Source organism: Prevotella sp. P5-50 (genome assembly GCF_002251295.1).
Taxonomy (GTDB): Bacteria; Bacteroidota; Bacteroidia; order Bacteroidales; family Bacteroidaceae; genus Prevotella.
The window spans coordinates 75,028-90,443 of sequence record NZ_NPJA01000024.1; the positions used below are offsets into that span (position 1 = coordinate 75,028).

A 15,416-nucleotide genomic window follows, 5' to 3' on the forward strand; every position below is an offset into this window, starting at 1 on the left:
TGTCCATGGAAAGACTGTGGAATGCCAATTACGTGAAGGTCATGACAGCCAATTTCTCGCTGTTCTTTGCCTTCTATCTCCTGACACCTCTTCTGCCACTCTATCTCAGCGAAACTTTCGGAGCTACGAAAGACGTGATAGGACTGGTGCTTTCGGGATATACCGTTACGGCATTACTCTTCCGGCCATTCAGCGGTTATTTTGTTGATACGTTTCCTCGAAAGAAGGTGCTCATGGTATGCTTTGCCGCATTCTCCATCTTCTTTGCAGGATATCTGGCTGCAGGAACCTTGTTGATGTTTGCATTGGTCAGAACATTACACGGAGGACCCTTTGGTTCGCTCACGGTTGCCAATTCAACGGTAGCCATCGATGTGCTCCCTTCCTCACGACGTAATGAAGGCGTGGGCTATTATGGCCTGAGCAATAATCTTGCCATGGCCATCGCACCAACATTTGCCATTTATATCTATGCCGAGACCCACAATTTCGAATTGCTGTTTTGGATGGCTTTGATCATAGCGACATTCGGTTGGATGGTGGATGCGACAGTTCGGCTAAAGCCCACTACCGTCACCCAGGAACCTAAGCGCATCTCCCTCGACAGATTCTTTCTGGCACGTGGCTGGATGCTGGGGTTCAACATGATATTCTTCGGATTCTGTTTTGGCGTACTGAGCAACTATCTGGCGATCTACGGCAAACAGGTCTTGGGAATGACCGGAGGAACAGGAACGTGGTTCCTGCTCTGTTCCATCGGTCTGATGATGTCGCGACTACAGGGGAGCAAGGCGCTACGCCAAGGCAAACTCACACAAAATGCGTCAGAGGGCATGCTCCTCTCGCTGGCAGGATACACCATCTTCGTCGCCTGTCCTGACATGGTCGGCTATTACGGCTCAGCCATACTCATCGGATTAGGCAACGGACACCTGTGGCCTGCCTTCCAGAATATGATAATCTCCATGGCACACCACAACGAGCGGGGCACGGCAAACTCCACCATACTCATCTCGTGGGACGTAGGCGTCGGCATAGGCATTATCGCTGGCGGAGCCATTGCCGAGCACTTAGGCTACGCTACCGCATTCTGGACCTTATCAGTCACTCATGCGCTGGGAGTATTGCTCTATTTCGTGCGAACCAGAAGATTCTTCCTCTCAGGACGTTTAGATCAGCCATCGGCATCCTGACATCGGACAAACGACATCCATCACCCCTATAATTCTAATAAAATTGGAAAAGAAGAAAAAGGAATTGACGCTCAAGAAACGACCATCGGTCTTTCTGTCTATACTGCCGCTAATTGTGTTGGTGATCATGCTGACCTTCACCATCCGATCGTTTGGCAGCGATTCTCTTGAAGGAGCAAGCCAAATCACACTACTCTCTGTATCGGCGCTTTGCGTACTCATCGGAATGGTATTCCTTCATGTGCCGTGGGCAAGTTTTGAGAAAGCCATCACGAAAAATGTGGCAAGTGTGGCAAGTGCCCTCACCATCCTGCTGTTCATTGGTGCGTTAAGTGGCGCATGGATGGTCAGCGGTGTTGTCCCTATGCTCATCAGCTACGGAATACAGCTTATCCATCCCGATATTTTCCTCGCTTCTGCCTGCGTCATCTGTGCCTTGGTAAGCCTTATGACGGGTAGTTCGTGGACCACCATTGCCACCATCGGAATAGCCCTGATGGGCATCGGACGCGCACAGGGATTTAGCGACGGATGGATTGCCGGAGCCATCATCAGCGGCGCCTATTTCGGCGATAAGATTTCGCCCCTTTCCGAAACCACCGTATTGGCGTCTGGAAGCATGGGCGTTCCCTTGTTCCGCCACATCCGATACATGCTGATCACCACCATTCCTTCCTTGACCATTGCGCTGATACTCTTTACCATAGGCGGTATTCTGTATGCCACCAACGACAGTCAGAACATCATGTCGTTTACAGCCGCTTTGGAACAGCGTTTCCATATCACCCCATGGCTTCTGGCAGTCCCTGTACTGACCGGCGTGATGATCGCACGCCGATGGCCGCCATTGATCACGCTGTTTCTCTCCACCTTGACAGCCATCATCTTCGGTCTGATCTTCCAGACCGATGTGTTTCGCGACATCGACCCGTCACTCTTCAAAGCTGCCATGAAGAGCGTTTACGGCAGTACGTCTGTGGCTGACGACATCCCCGTACTGACTGAACTCGTCTCCACGCGCGGAATGGCTGGCATGATGGACACCATCTGGCTCATCATCTGCGCCATGTGCTTCGGAGGTGCCATGTCGGCAGGTGGCATGGTAGGCGGCATCACACGCCTTTTTGTTCATTTGGTGAAGGGACGCACCACCATGGTAGCATCAACAGCCTGTACCGGAATGATGATGAATCTTGCGGTGGCAGATCAGTATCTGTGTATCCTGCTGACGGGAAATATGTTTAAGGATATATATGACCGTCAGGGTTACGAGCGCTGCCTGTTGAGTCGCACGACGGAAGATGCCGTTACCGTCACTTCCGTCCTCGTGCCTTGGAACACCTGCGGCATGACGCAGGCCACGGTATTGGGCGTTGCCACGTTCACCTATCTGCCCTATTGTTTCTTCAATATCCTCAGCCCGTTGATGAGCATCTTCATTGCTTCCATCGGCTATAAGATAGTGAGACACAAGCCTGATTTATCCACTGACAACAACAATACGCCATCATGATACAGCAAACCACCTTTTCCCTTGCCCCCAAACGCAGGGGGTGCCATCTGGTGACCAACGAGATACTGGCAAACCTCCCCGCACCGATGCCCGAGACCGGACTCCTTAACCTCTTCGTACAACACACCTCATGTGCACTCTCTATCAACGAGAATGCCGATCCTGATGTGAGAACGGACATGGAAGAGATTCTCAATCATGTTGTAAGAGAAAACGAGTCATACTACCAACATGTATTCGAAGGTGCTGACGACATGCCTGCCCATGCCAAATCATCGCTCTTCGGCGTGAGCCTGTCTATTCCCATCACTCACGGCAGACTCAACCTTGGAACATGGCAGGGCATCTATCTCTGTGAATTTCGCAATCATGGCGGATCACGACGTATCGTCGCCACCGTCATATCATAATCTATAATTCATAACCGCCTAAGCATTATGCCATTTCATAAATCTATTAAAACAAAGTCTTTAACGCTGATCATGGCAGGCGGACTACTGTTCCAACCGCTTCAAGCCGCCGTACGCGACACCATTTCCCTGTCGCGCAACTGGCAGTTTTACAGAGGCGATGTGGCCCACACCGATGAGTTGAAAGACAAGAGCATGGAAGTGGTTCATCTGCCCCACGATTTCCAGATCTCGCAACCATGGGTTGCTCCGCAACAAGACGAGAAGGTCAACAAAAATGATGCTGCCAACAATACCAAGAGCCGACTCAGCAGCAGAGGATTCAAGGAGATGGCTGTTGGTTGGTACAGGCGTACCGTCACCCCAGACAACAGTTGGAAAAACAGGCGCATCGTGCTCGATGTTGAAGGCATCATGCTCGTGGGCGATGTCTATCTCAACGGACAACGGATAGGAGGCACAGACTACGGCTATCTCGGTTTTGAAACCGACATCACCGACAAGCTGATCTTCGGTCAGGAAAACGAAATACTCGTCAGGGCTGACACCCAGTCTCCCGACAATTCACGATGGTACACCGGTGGCGGCCTCTATCGTGACGTGCGCTTGATCATCAGCAATAAAGACACGCATTTTGCACGCCACCCTTTATTCATCACAACCGTTGACAACCGACAGGTGTGCATTCAAGCGGAGCTGTTCAACAAAAGAAAGGCAGAACCCCTGACCGTCGGAGTAACGATCGTTGACCAGAGCGGACAGACCGTTGCCCAACACGAACAACCCCTCCACTACTCGCCACGCTGGCGACAGCGTGAATATCCGTTGGACACGATAACCCTTCAGCATCCACAGCTCTGGTCGTGTGAAAGTCCGTACCTTTACACCGCCATCGTCACGATCTACAACCGTCAGCACCAGCCCCTCGACCAGGTATCGCAGTCCTTCGGCGTGAGAACCATCGCGTTTTCTCCACAATACGGCCTGCGCATCAACGGAAAGAAAGTGCTGCTCAAGGGCTTTGCCAATCACCATACACTCGGCGCATTGGGAGCGGCAGCCTACCCTCGCGCCATTGAAAAGCGGCTGCAACTGATGAAGTCGTTTGGCTACAACCACGTCCGTACTGCCCATAATCCATATAGCGAAGAGTTTCTGAACCTCTGCGACAAATACGGAATCATCGTGGTCAACGAACTGTACGACAAATGGCTGCAACAGTTTGCCGGAGGACGCACGTCCTGGCAGAACCTATGGCAGAACGACATCACAGAATGGGTGCAGCGCGACCGCAACCACCCCTCCGTCGTCATGTGGAGCTTAGGCAACGAACTGCAACAGCGGTCCGACCTCCCCTTCAACGATTGGGGTGTTACCGCCTACCGCCTCATGCGAACCCTGCTGCACCGTTACGACACCACACGTCCCACCACCGTAGCCATGCATCCACGCTATAGGAGTCTCGAAACCGATTCGTTGCCGGCTCCGTTGGCTATCGCAACAGACATCGCCTCCTACAACTACAGATACCAGTACTTCCCTGGAGACCGCAAGCGTTATCCCGACCATATCTTCTATCAAAGTGAGGCCAACACCTCGATGATAGGCACCAACTTTTTCGGCATGAACCACGATTGGGTGGTCGGACTGGCATATTGGGGTGCTATCGACTATCTTGGCGAAAGCATGGGGTGGCCCGTCAAGGGATGGAACCAAGGGGTGTTCGACATCTCCTTGCAACCCAAGCCATTGGCATATCTCGTCAAGAGTATGTTTACCACCGAACCCACTGTTCACATCGCCATCCTGGATCATGCGCAGCATAGCGAAGAATGGAACGGCATCAATGTGGCTGTTGACCAATTATCAGATCATTGGAACAGGACAGCAGGCGACACCCTCTCGCTCTACACCTATACCAATGCCGAGGAAGTAGAACTGCTGCTCAACGGAAAGTCATTAGGCAGGAAGCGCAACACCCTATTGCCCACACAGCGCAACCGCATCTTCTGGCGAGGTATCGTCTATCAGCGAGGGCGCCTGGAGGCTGTTGCCCGCAACAACGGAAAGATAGTGGCTCGCCACAGGATAGAAACCACAGGAGCGGCGACTGCCTTACAGATAGAAGCCGACAACAGCCAGTGGAAAGCTGACGGGAAAGACCTGCAACATCTGCGCATCACAGCCATTGACCGCCAAGGACGTCGGGTGTGGGATGTCAGCGAACCATTGGTGTTTAAGGTAGAAGGTCCGGCAGAGATTGTTGCCACAGACAACGGCGATTTGCAGTCCGATGAGGTTCATGTCGGCAACCGTCGCCACCTCTACCACGGCTCAGCGTTAGTCATTCTGCGTTCCACCGGCGACACCGGCAATGTAAGACTCACCGTTGACAGTAAAGGACGCTATCCTCAAACCATCTGGAAAGGCAGCACATCGCACTCACGAAGATAAAAAAATTTAAGTTTCGCAACTGATGGAATTGATTGAAGTTAAAGTTATCACTCCCCACGGTCGCTCGGGAAGTTAAGAGACAATAGCCTTTTGCCGTAAGACGTAGGACATTTGTCCCTTAACTTCTCTCTAACTTCCCTAACTTCCCTAACTTCCCTTAACTTCCCCACATGCGAAAGTTCAGTAACAAAACAAAACAAACAATGAAAAGAAAGATACTATCCCTCGCCGCCATGGTCCTGACGACCATCACCGGCAACGCCCAAAGCCAGGCTTTCAAGAGTCTGACGGTAGAAGCCTACGAACAAGCTATTGCCGACACAACAGTCATCCGTCTTGACGTGCGCACGTCAGAAGAGTTTGCCGCAGGTCATATAGACCGCGCCATCAACATCGATGTTCTCAACCCCGACTTTGAGCAACGCGCCACCACAACCCTTCCCCTCAGCAAGACCATCGCCATCAACTGTCGCAGTGGCAAGCGAAGCAAGCGTGCCGCCCAAATTCTTGTCCGTCATGGCTATCGCGTCATTGAGCTCGACTCCGGCTATCTCGGTTGGGTGGCAGCCGGCAAGAAAATCATGCGATAATACCACACAGCTCCGTTTCGCCAGAAAGTCAAATGAAGCCCTTGCTTTTTGGAAACTGTAATACTGTAAATGTAACGTTTGTAACGCTTAGGACTGATGACATGGACCTGTTCCTATGACATCCTAAAAAAAATAAACCCCAAAAAACTTGGAACATATCGTTATTATTCGTATATTTGCAACGTACAATGGTACAAATACAGAAATAAATTTTTCATATTTTAAAGGATTTTAAAGAGGCCGTATGCGAATACCGCCTCTTTTCTAAACCCCTCGAATTCGAGGGGATTAAAACTTGGATTGAATAGTTGTTCCCAAATACCCAGGAATTCTATCGTGTTGCGATTGCGCATCCAATTTGCTATTACACCATTTGGGTCACCACTATTTTTCTGGCGTGCAATATCTTAAAAAAGATTTCCTCCAAAGATTTACCTATGGTTTGTTTTGTCGTGACTCAGCATAGTGAAAACGAACGTTTTCGTTAAGCCAGATGAGCAGAATAAAGCTCGCTTTAATTCTGCCATGGCGAGAAAAGGTGCCATGAAATGGAACTCTCACTCTGTCTTCGCTACTCCAAAACATCTAGCCTTCAGGCTACCCCCAAAAAAATCCACGGATCACACGGAGAACACGGAAAAAGATTCTCGTTAAAGATTATTCTAAAGATTTTTATTTAGATTTCGAGCCGTAAGGCGATCCATAATAAAACGCTCCTATAGAGCAACGTACTGTTGCGCATTTTGGTATGAGATTTTCGTTAAAGATTCTCGTGGCGTGACAAACCTCAGACCTCAGACTTCAGACTTCATCTTAGTTAAAGATTTTATTTTCATCCATCCTGAATGATATATTATTTCTGGCGTGAAATATCTTAAAAAAGATTTCCTCCAAAGATTTACCTATGGTTTGTTTTGTCGTGACTCAGCATAGTGAAACCGAACGTTTTCGTTAAGCCAAATGAGCAGAATAAAGCTCGCTTTAATTCTGCCATGGCGAGAAAAGGTGCCATAAAATGGAGCTCTCACTCTGTCTTCGCTACTCCAAAACATCTAGCCTTCAGGCTACCCCAAAAAATACCGTTTCCCAAAACTGTTATCTGTTATCTGTTATTTGTAACGCAAAAAATTCATTTTGGGAAACTGTCAACTGTCAAACTGTAACGTCTGGTGTGAATTGGCATTGTCCAAGAAACAGGAACAGTCCTCGGTTTTAAGAATCCCGAAACCTATTTTTCCTTTTCAAAAACTGTAAAACTGTAAGCTGTAAGAATTATAAGTCATGATGTCAATGACCTGTCACTGTGACATCTGAGAAAATCAGTCAAAAGTGAGTAATATATCTTGCATTTATGGAGAAAAATTATAAAAATCTTCATTTTTTCTCTATGATTTGATTGATATTGAAATAAAAGTAGTAACTTTGCATTCACAAATATTTGATAAGTTTGTGAATAGATTTGTATTAAACTACAATGGTAACGATTGAGAATAAAATACTTAGCAGCTTAAAGAAGTGCGGAAGGGGTACTGTATTCTTTCCGGATAGGTTTGCTCGCTATTCATCATCGGATAACATACGCAAGGCTCTTGAGATATTAAAGTCCAAAGAGCTTATTATAAATGTTGCCCGGGGTATATATTGTTATCCTAAAATTGACAAGCTATTGGGACTTGGGGTAATCTTACCATCTGTCGATGATATTGTAAATGCAATAGCCAAGCGTGACCATATAAAAGTTGTACCAACAGGTGTACATGCACAGAATATATTAGGTCTTTCTACGCAGGTTCCTATGAATTATGTGTTCCTTACCAATGGCTATGCCAAGAATTTAACAGTTTTGGGAAATATCAAAGTAAAATTTAAGCAGACATCTTCAAAGAATATTTCCTTTCAGAACAAATTGGCTATGCTCATTACGTATGCCCTCAAAGACTATGGGCAGAGTAATGTTACAAAAGACCAGATAGACCATATTCATAAATTACTCAGATTAGAAAATAAAGACAGCATTGTCAAGGATTTGGCTTTAATGCCTGTATGGATTAGAAATATAGTGATGAAAGCATATGAACAAGAATAACTTTTTCTTATTGTCAAAAGAGCAGCAAATCATGGTGTTGAATCAAACATCTCCTAAGACCGGATTACCACCACAAGCCATAGAGAAGGATGTTTGGGTCTCAACTATTCTTCAAATAGTATTCACTCTGCCTTTTGCAGATAAATTGATTTTCAAGGGAGGTACGTCTCTGTCCAAAGTTTGGGGAGTTATCAATCGTTTCTCAGAGGACATTGATCTTGCTGTTGATAGGTCTTTATTTGATCTTGAAGGCGACCTTACAAAGAAGAAAATCAAGAAGCTACGCAAAGCTTCTTCCATATTTGTTAGGGAACAATTTGCCACAGAACTTCAGAAGAAAATTGAAGAATATGGTCTTGCAGAGCTTTGTACCATGGATGCAGAACCTGACGGTGAAGGTGATGGAACATATCCTGAACCACGCAAAATCTTCATCCGATATAAAAGTGCCTTAGCAGATGTTGCCACATATCTGCAACCAGTTGTGATGTTGGAAATTGGTTCAAGGTCACTATTTGAGCCCAATGAGAAATGCCATATCCAAAGTATGCTTGAACAGCAGTTCCCAGCAATCCAGACTTCACTCGTTGATTCAGAAGTTGCAACGTCTATCCCTGGCAAGACTTTCCTCGAAAAGGTGTTTCTCATTCACGAAATGTTCTCAGTTGAAGGTCATGGACTTAAAGCAGAACGTAAGAGCCGTCACTTGTATGACTTGTATCGTATGATGAACATGGATTTTGCGGTGAAAGCAGCCAGTGATGACCAATTATGGGAAAGTATTCGTCATCATCGTGAGATATTCACTTCTGTAAGTGGAATGGACTATACACCAGAAGTCCGTAAACGAATGCAGTTGGTGCCACGTCCAGATATAATTGACGCGTGGAAAGCTGACTATGAGGCAATGATGGAGACGATGATCTATGGTGATAAACCTTCATTTGATGAACTCATTTCTGCCATGTTAGAACTTCAAGAAAGGTTCCGGAGTTCTAATTCTGTATGTTGATACAGCAACAAATTTTGCATAAAACACTATAATACAGAAATGTAATAATATAAAAAATGAGAACAATACTCAACAACAGATGGGTGAAACTCGTCAAACAATTGTTTTTTACAATTCTACTGACCGTGACATCCCTTTTCTGTGCGCTAAAAACGGATTTGACATTTTATATAATCATTGGATGTTTGGCACGTTCTTTTTCGGAATAGGAGGAACGTATGCCTTTGTTCGAGACCTAATTTATAATATAAAAGGAAGATGCTGGGTTCTGATACTTAACGAAGGCCTTCTTATCGGTAAGACCTTGATACATTGGGAAAACATCGAGGGTTTCGGCAAATGGAATGGAGGCGTATTGGTGTTCACAAACAATGTAGAAGAAAGATTAGCAGCTGCAAATCTGATTAAAAGATGGAACATGAAACTATCCATTAAAATGAGTAAAACAGATATACTTGCCCCAGAGTTGGGATTTGAAGGTAGTTGTAATGATTTCATTGCACAATGCGAGGAAGAACTTATCAAATTTAAAAACAAATAGCAAGAGATGTCACGGGGACGAGATGTCACGGGGACGGGTCAATGACATCAAGTTTTTTTGCTTTCTAAAAACTGTTATCTGTTATCTGTAACGCAAAAAATCGTTTTTGGAAACTGTCAACTGTCAAACTGTAACGCCTGGTGTGAATTAGCGTTGTCCAAGAAACAGAAACCTGTCCTCGTGTTTTAAGAATCCGAAACCTATTTTTCCTTTTCAAAAACTGTAATACTGTAAGCTGTAAGAATTATAAGTCATGATGTCAATGACCTGTCACTGTGACATCGGGCAAGAAATATCATTCATAAAACCCTTTTCACTCCCGGCAACAGGCGCAATAACCATGTGAAGGCGAATGACAATACAGTTGAGACAACACCGACGAACATAAACTTGCCAAAGGCTCCCATCCATACACCATCAAACATATTCTGAATACAAATCATCAACGGCAAATGGACTATATATGCGCCATAGCTCTGAGCCGAGAGCCAAGAGAGTGCTTTATTGCCCATATTGACTTTCTCGCGGAACAGCCATAACAAGCCAAAACTGATGAAAACGCACATCAGCGACTCATAGATTCCAAACCATTGCCAAACGAAATCATTCCACTCACCGTCTTGTCGGAAATAGTTTCCTATAGCCAATGCTCCACCTATCAACAATGCCACAACACCCGTCGTCTTGGTCATCTTGTCGAGCCAGTCAAATCGATAGGCAAGTATGCCCAATACAAACATCATGACATACTGAAGATAGTGAGCTGGTTCAAATTTCCAAACACCAAGACTGATCCAATGATCTTGTGGACTCTCCTGACGAATGAAATAACTACCGATGCCCATAACCAATGCTGCTATAAACAGTCCTATTAGCGTCGGTCGTGAGTCGCAGTCTTTAGATATTGCCGGGCATCTTTTCCTGACTACGGCATAGAAGAAGCTGAATATCAAAAGACTTTCCACAAACCACATGTGGGCTATCTCGACTTTTCCTGTAGCGGATGTCAAAAGACCACCCATCAACAACAATGGAACTCCGAGACGAAGTATTTTCTTCCTGACAAAGGTGCCAAATCCCTGCCTGTCATAACTGCCAGGTATAAAATACCCTGATATGAAGAAATACAACCCCATGAAGAACGCAGCATTAGTAGAGAAGAAATGCCATATCCAAGGCATCACCTCCGCAGGATTTGAAGGAGTATATCCCCACTCGCCACCGTCACCATACGCTTGTCCCGCATGATGGAATATAACCAAGAAGGTCAATGCCACCTTCAGATTATCAAGATAATTCAGTCGTACCATAATACTAGGTAAGTATGCTTGTGTAATCGTGTATCAGTTATTCAACAAACGAAGATATCACTACTGCAGTACCGCTTGCCGTCACCATCAGCATCGAACCGTTGGCCCCGAGAGCCTCATAGTCGAGATCGACACCTACGACGGCATTGGCTCCCATCATCTGTGCACGCTCCTGCATCTCGCGCAATGCTATGTCCTTGGCCTCGCGCAATACGCTCTCGTATGAGCCACTGCGTCCGCCTACGATATCGCGGATGCCGGCAAAGAAGTCCTTCACGAAGTTGGCGCCAATGATGGTTTCACCAGTCACCAAACCCTTATACTCTCTAATTGGATGCCCCTCAATAGTGGGCGTTGTTGTTACTATCATAATCATCTCGTTTTAAAATGTGAAACAAAATTTTTTTTATTCATTAGACGATAAACGTCAACGATTTACTACAAAATAATGATGTCAATGACCTGTCCCTGTGACATCTTTACATACGCTTGATTGCCGCTTCGCCTGCACTTTTGCCCTTATACTTGCTCTTGGTGGCATTGAAGGCATAGCGCACCGACAGTGCCACACGATGGAAACTGTAGTTGCCGCGTCCCTCTCCAAATACGTCGCCTTGCTTCAGCGTATAGTTGCCGAGGTCGATAACCGCATCCTGCTTTGCCGTGTTGAATATGTCGCAGAATGAGAGGCGCACCACGAGCGACTTGTCCTTTAGGAATGATTTCTGCACTGCGGCGGTCAAGTTCCAATATGCCTGCAGCAGGCGCACGTTGCGGTAGTGGGCTTTGCTATAGAACTGCGAGTTGAGTTCCAACTGCCAGTCGCGTTTCAGTCTGAAGGCATTGTCGCTATTGAATATCAGCATAGGTTTGTCGTAAGTGACATGGCGCTTGCCTGTTGCCTCGCGCGGATCGTCGAGATTAAACGAGAGCCACTGCTTCTGCACTCCCACTGTATTGCTCGTGGTCCACACTCCCACTGTGGGAGATAAGTTCACGAAGGCACAGAACACGTCGATAGGACGGTCGAAGTTCACCATGCCAATCATAACCACTCCATTGTCGTCGTAGGGCGATGTCCAGTCGTATATGGCATCCTTGATATGCAGGTAGTTGACATTGAAGGCTATCCATTTCCATCGTCCCGAGAGGTCGAGGGTGTGGCGTATCTCGTTTTCCAACAGAGGATTACCCGTCTGCAGTGTGTATTTGCTGCCATAGTCGATTTCGCTTCTCAACTGATAGTATGACGGGCGTGTGGTCTTTACGCCATAGCTTAGTTGCATCTCCACGGTTCCGAGGCGAGTGCCGAAAGATAACGAGGGGAAGAAATCGTCATGATTTCTCTTCACCGAGCGCGATGGGTCGGTCTTATCATCGAAGTCGAATGCCACATGCTCATATCTCATTCCGAGAGTCAACATTCCTGCCTTGGGTATCATGATGCCATATTCGAAGAAAGCGGCATAGTTCTGCTCGTTCACCTTCGACATCCTATCGAAGATATTATCCACACCGCTGATGCGATAGTCATTGTCGCGACACACGGTGGTCATTTCACCACCCAACTGCAGTTTGCCTGTCCAAAGAGGATGTTCGGCAATAAGTCGCGCGGCAAAGAGGTGGCTCTTGTTCTCGGTCATCGACTCCACGGTGCGCATACCCGACATTGCCTGCTCGTTGACATGATTGTCATTCTTGTCACATTGCGAGTAGTAATCCACATTGGCGTCAATACCCCATTTGCCTATCTTTCCATTGTAATATGCATTGACGAGCATTGTATTCGGATTCTTGTATTTGATGTCGCTCTCCGACTTTAGGTAATCCTCCTTCACACCATTGCGCAGCACGTCTTCCTCCATCGCAAACCAGTAGCGGTTTTTCAACCATATACCTCTCTCCAACTTCACTCCAATGAAGTTGTCATCGTCAAATTGCCAGTTGACTCCCGCATTGAAGAACATACGCGAAAATTTCTGGTCGGATTGGGTATATCCTGTCTGGGTATGGGAAACAATTGAGTTTGTATTCTGCTTGAGGTATGTGTTCTGCTCGAGCAGAGACCTATAACCATCGAGATAGTCGTTTTGGAATGTCACACCGCCGAAGAAGTCAAGTCCCTCATGACGATAGTTGAGATTGAGGGTGGACGTCAGGTTGTTGTTGCCCGATTTCAATGCCTGTTCATCGCTCACGTCAAATCGACCGCTGAGCCCCTCGCCCTGCTGACGACGCGTCTTTATCTTCACCACGGCGTTCACCGAGGCATCGTATGCAGCTCCCGGACTGTTGACTACCTCCACCTCACGTATATCCTGACTTCTCAATCTTTTCAGTTCCTCAAGGTCCTGCACCTTTCGTCCGTTAATATAATAAATAGGTGAACCCTTTCCTATCACCTGCAACTGACCACCCATACGCATCATACCAGGCACACGCGAGAGCATGTCCTCAACCGAACCCGCCGACTCCAATGGCGAACCCACAATGCGAGTGACCATCGCACCGTTTCTCATCTTTGTTCGCGGAGCAGTGGATTTCACCACAAACTCCTGCAGGTTGAGCGAATAGCCAACCGAATCTTTCTTCTCCGTCTGGGCATTGGCTGTTGCCACTCCCAACATTGCGGCGATTGCCGCCAAACATAATTTCAATGTCGTCATATCTTTGTTCATTAAAAATTTTCCGTTGCAAAGTTACGTTGGATATTTAGATTCTGCAATAGCGTGGGATATAAGGCAGAGGAAATGGGATATTACGTCTTCCATTCGTCACATATCCCTACCATTTGTCCCAAATATGTGGAAATATGGGATAAATGGTGTATCTTTGCAATCGTTTTTGAAATTATGACGATGATGAAAAGACGATTAAAAGAACCAATAAACATCCGCATCATTCACGAAAGCGTGTATGCCGGCATATTCGTATTCCTTTTGTTATGGCTCACCATGCCATTCAATGTCGAGACTATCCACGAAGGTCGCCCTCTGTTCTTCCTCGCACAGAGTGTCATCACCACTGCGGTCAGTATGATAACCTGTATATTCACTGCCCACATTCTCCACATGCCCATGGACCCCAAGTTGCCGCTCAACACTGTCCATCGCAACTCTATCGTCAACTATCTTATCAATATCCCCATCCTCGCCCTCGCACTCACTCTCTTCGGGGGATTCTTCTTCTACAATAATCCCATCGAACCCTGGTGGTACGACGAACAATTTCACCTTGATTATTTCTTTGACTACATATACTACGTCTCAGCCACATGCATATTCTTGTATATCGGCACCTACGTGCGCAACCGCAACTGGCATCTGCGCCATCAGCTCGAAGAGGTGCGCACCATCAATGCCCTGCTTGAGGAACGGCAGAAAGCCATTGCCGAACAGACAGAAAAGGAGGATGAAACAAGCGACAATACTCCCTGCGAGGAAGTGCGCCAGTGCCACCTCGTGGGAGCCACGGGCAACAGCACACTCATTCTTCCTCCCTCTAATATAATATATGTAGAGTCGATGTCCAACTATGCCAATATATGTTATATGGAATCAGACGAGGTGCGCCACAAGATGATGCGAATCACGCTCAAGCAGATTATGGAGAGTATTGGCAGCGAACCGTTTATGGTGCAGTGTCATCGCGCCTTCATCGTCAATCTCAACTTCGTCGTGTCGATGTCTAATCGCAACTCTGCCTATCAGCTGCAGATATTCGGTACAGACAAACCCATCCCCGTATCGCGCAACAACACCTCTGTGGTAAAGGAAAAGTTATTATTGAACACAGAGACTCAGAGGCACAGAGAATAATAATAAGTTACTCGACTTTCTGAAGTGATAATCTGTGATAATTAAAATATCTTTGATATTTAAAAATCTGTGATAATCTGTGGACAAAAAAGACTCAGAGCATAGTCAGGTTTTTCAGACCACAGATTAGCACAGATTGGCACAGATTAAGAGCCAAAGGCTCTGATTAGGTTGATTATTGATTGATGATGATTGATTATAATCTGTGACACAACTTGTAAAGATTATAGTTAAATTCTTGTAAAGATTATAGTTAAATTCTTGTAAAGATTATAGTTAAGATGTCGAGCCGTAGGCGATCCATAATAAAATTCCTCCCAGAAGCGAGGAACTCGAGCGCATTTTCAGTTGAGATTTATATTTATTGTTGTCCGCTAAAACTTCGTCACTTGCGTATGCGTATATGCATGCACATGTAAGTCTCGAAAAATAAAAAATTGGGCTGATTCCTATTTGCGGAGTCAGCCCTTTTTGGTAATTTTGCAGCTG

General features: G+C 46.3%; 12 protein-coding genes and 1 pseudogene. 9 read left to right on the plus strand and 4 right to left on the minus strand.

Annotated elements, in window-relative coordinates; all coding sequences use genetic code 11:
- Positions 1-5: 5 nt before the first annotated feature.
- The 5 genes from CIK88_RS06660 to CIK88_RS06680 all read left to right on the plus strand — a co-directional run bounded on the left by CIK88_RS06660 (position 6) and on the right by CIK88_RS06680 (position 6,160).
- Positions 6-1,193: an MFS transporter gene (locus CIK88_RS06660; protein ID WP_371591519.1), complete on the plus strand. Its 1,188-nt coding sequence runs from the start codon at positions 6-8 to the stop codon at positions 1,191-1,193.
- A 43-nt stretch (positions 1,194-1,236) separates the two neighbouring features.
- A complete protein-coding gene (locus tag CIK88_RS06665; RefSeq protein WP_254046862.1) occupies positions 1,237-2,706 on the plus strand; it encodes a Na+/H+ antiporter NhaC family protein in 1,470 nt (489 codons plus the stop codon).
- A complete protein-coding gene (locus tag CIK88_RS06670) occupies positions 2,703-3,116 on the plus strand; it encodes a secondary thiamine-phosphate synthase enzyme YjbQ (protein ID WP_094435351.1) in 414 nt (137 codons plus the stop codon). Before CIK88_RS06665 ends, CIK88_RS06670 begins: the two co-directional genes overlap by 4 nt.
- A gap of 27 nt (positions 3,117-3,143) precedes the next feature.
- The gene (locus CIK88_RS06675) at positions 3,144-5,570 is read left to right on the plus strand and encodes a glycoside hydrolase family 2 TIM barrel-domain containing protein (protein WP_254046863.1); all 2,427 of its coding nucleotides are present in this window, start codon (positions 3,144-3,146) and stop codon (positions 5,568-5,570) included.
- Positions 5,571-5,773: 203 nt separating this feature from the next.
- Positions 5,774-6,160, plus strand: a complete 387-nt coding sequence (locus CIK88_RS06680; protein WP_094435355.1) for a rhodanese-like domain-containing protein — start codon at positions 5,774-5,776, stop codon at positions 6,158-6,160.
- A 254-nt stretch (positions 6,161-6,414) separates the two neighbouring features.
- On the opposite strand, the pseudogene CIK88_RS12595 reads toward CIK88_RS06680, so the two are convergent.
- Positions 6,415-6,567, minus strand: a pseudogene (locus tag CIK88_RS12595) (KilA-N domain-containing protein); the annotation flags it as partial.
- A gap of 1,067 nt (positions 6,568-7,634) precedes the next feature.
- Between CIK88_RS12595 and CIK88_RS06690 the strand changes: the two are divergent.
- From CIK88_RS06690 to CIK88_RS06700, 3 genes are all read left to right on the plus strand, one after another.
- Positions 7,635-8,246 carry a DUF6088 family protein gene (locus tag CIK88_RS06690; RefSeq protein ID WP_094435357.1) on the plus strand — a complete coding sequence of 204 codons (612 nt, stop codon included), beginning with the start codon at positions 7,635-7,637 and terminating at the stop codon, positions 8,244-8,246.
- On the plus strand, positions 8,233-9,258 hold the full coding sequence (locus CIK88_RS06695; RefSeq protein ID WP_173815649.1) for a nucleotidyl transferase AbiEii/AbiGii toxin family protein: 1,026 nt from the start codon (positions 8,233-8,235) through the stop codon (positions 9,256-9,258). The genes CIK88_RS06690 and CIK88_RS06695 overlap by 14 nt, the downstream gene beginning before the upstream one ends.
- 79 nt (positions 9,259-9,337) lie before the next feature.
- Positions 9,338-9,799, plus strand: a complete 462-nt coding sequence (locus CIK88_RS06700) for a hypothetical protein (protein WP_094435359.1) — start codon at positions 9,338-9,340, stop codon at positions 9,797-9,799.
- Positions 9,800-10,098: 299 nt separating this feature from the next.
- On the opposite strand, the gene CIK88_RS06705 is transcribed toward CIK88_RS06700, so the two are convergent.
- The 3 genes from CIK88_RS06705 to CIK88_RS06715 form a co-directional block, all read right to left on the minus strand.
- The gene (locus tag CIK88_RS06705) at positions 10,099-11,109 is read right to left on the minus strand and encodes an acyltransferase (RefSeq protein ID WP_094435361.1); all 1,011 of its coding nucleotides are present in this window, start codon (positions 11,107-11,109) and stop codon (positions 10,099-10,101) included.
- Between the two features lie 37 nt (positions 11,110-11,146).
- On the minus strand, positions 11,147-11,479 hold the full coding sequence (locus CIK88_RS06710; RefSeq protein ID WP_094391715.1) for a heavy metal-binding domain-containing protein: 333 nt from the start codon (positions 11,477-11,479) through the stop codon (positions 11,147-11,149).
- A 109-nt stretch (positions 11,480-11,588) separates the two neighbouring features.
- Positions 11,589-13,775 carry a TonB-dependent receptor domain-containing protein gene (locus CIK88_RS06715; protein ID WP_158214655.1) on the minus strand — a complete coding sequence of 729 codons (2,187 nt, stop codon included), beginning with the start codon at positions 13,773-13,775 and terminating at the stop codon, positions 11,589-11,591.
- A 186-nt stretch (positions 13,776-13,961) separates the two neighbouring features.
- On the opposite strand from CIK88_RS06715, the gene CIK88_RS06720 reads away from it, so the two are divergent.
- Positions 13,962-14,927 carry a LytTR family DNA-binding domain-containing protein gene (locus tag CIK88_RS06720; protein WP_158214656.1) on the plus strand — a complete coding sequence of 322 codons (966 nt, stop codon included), beginning with the start codon at positions 13,962-13,964 and terminating at the stop codon, positions 14,925-14,927.
- Positions 14,928-15,416 lie beyond the last annotated feature (489 nt).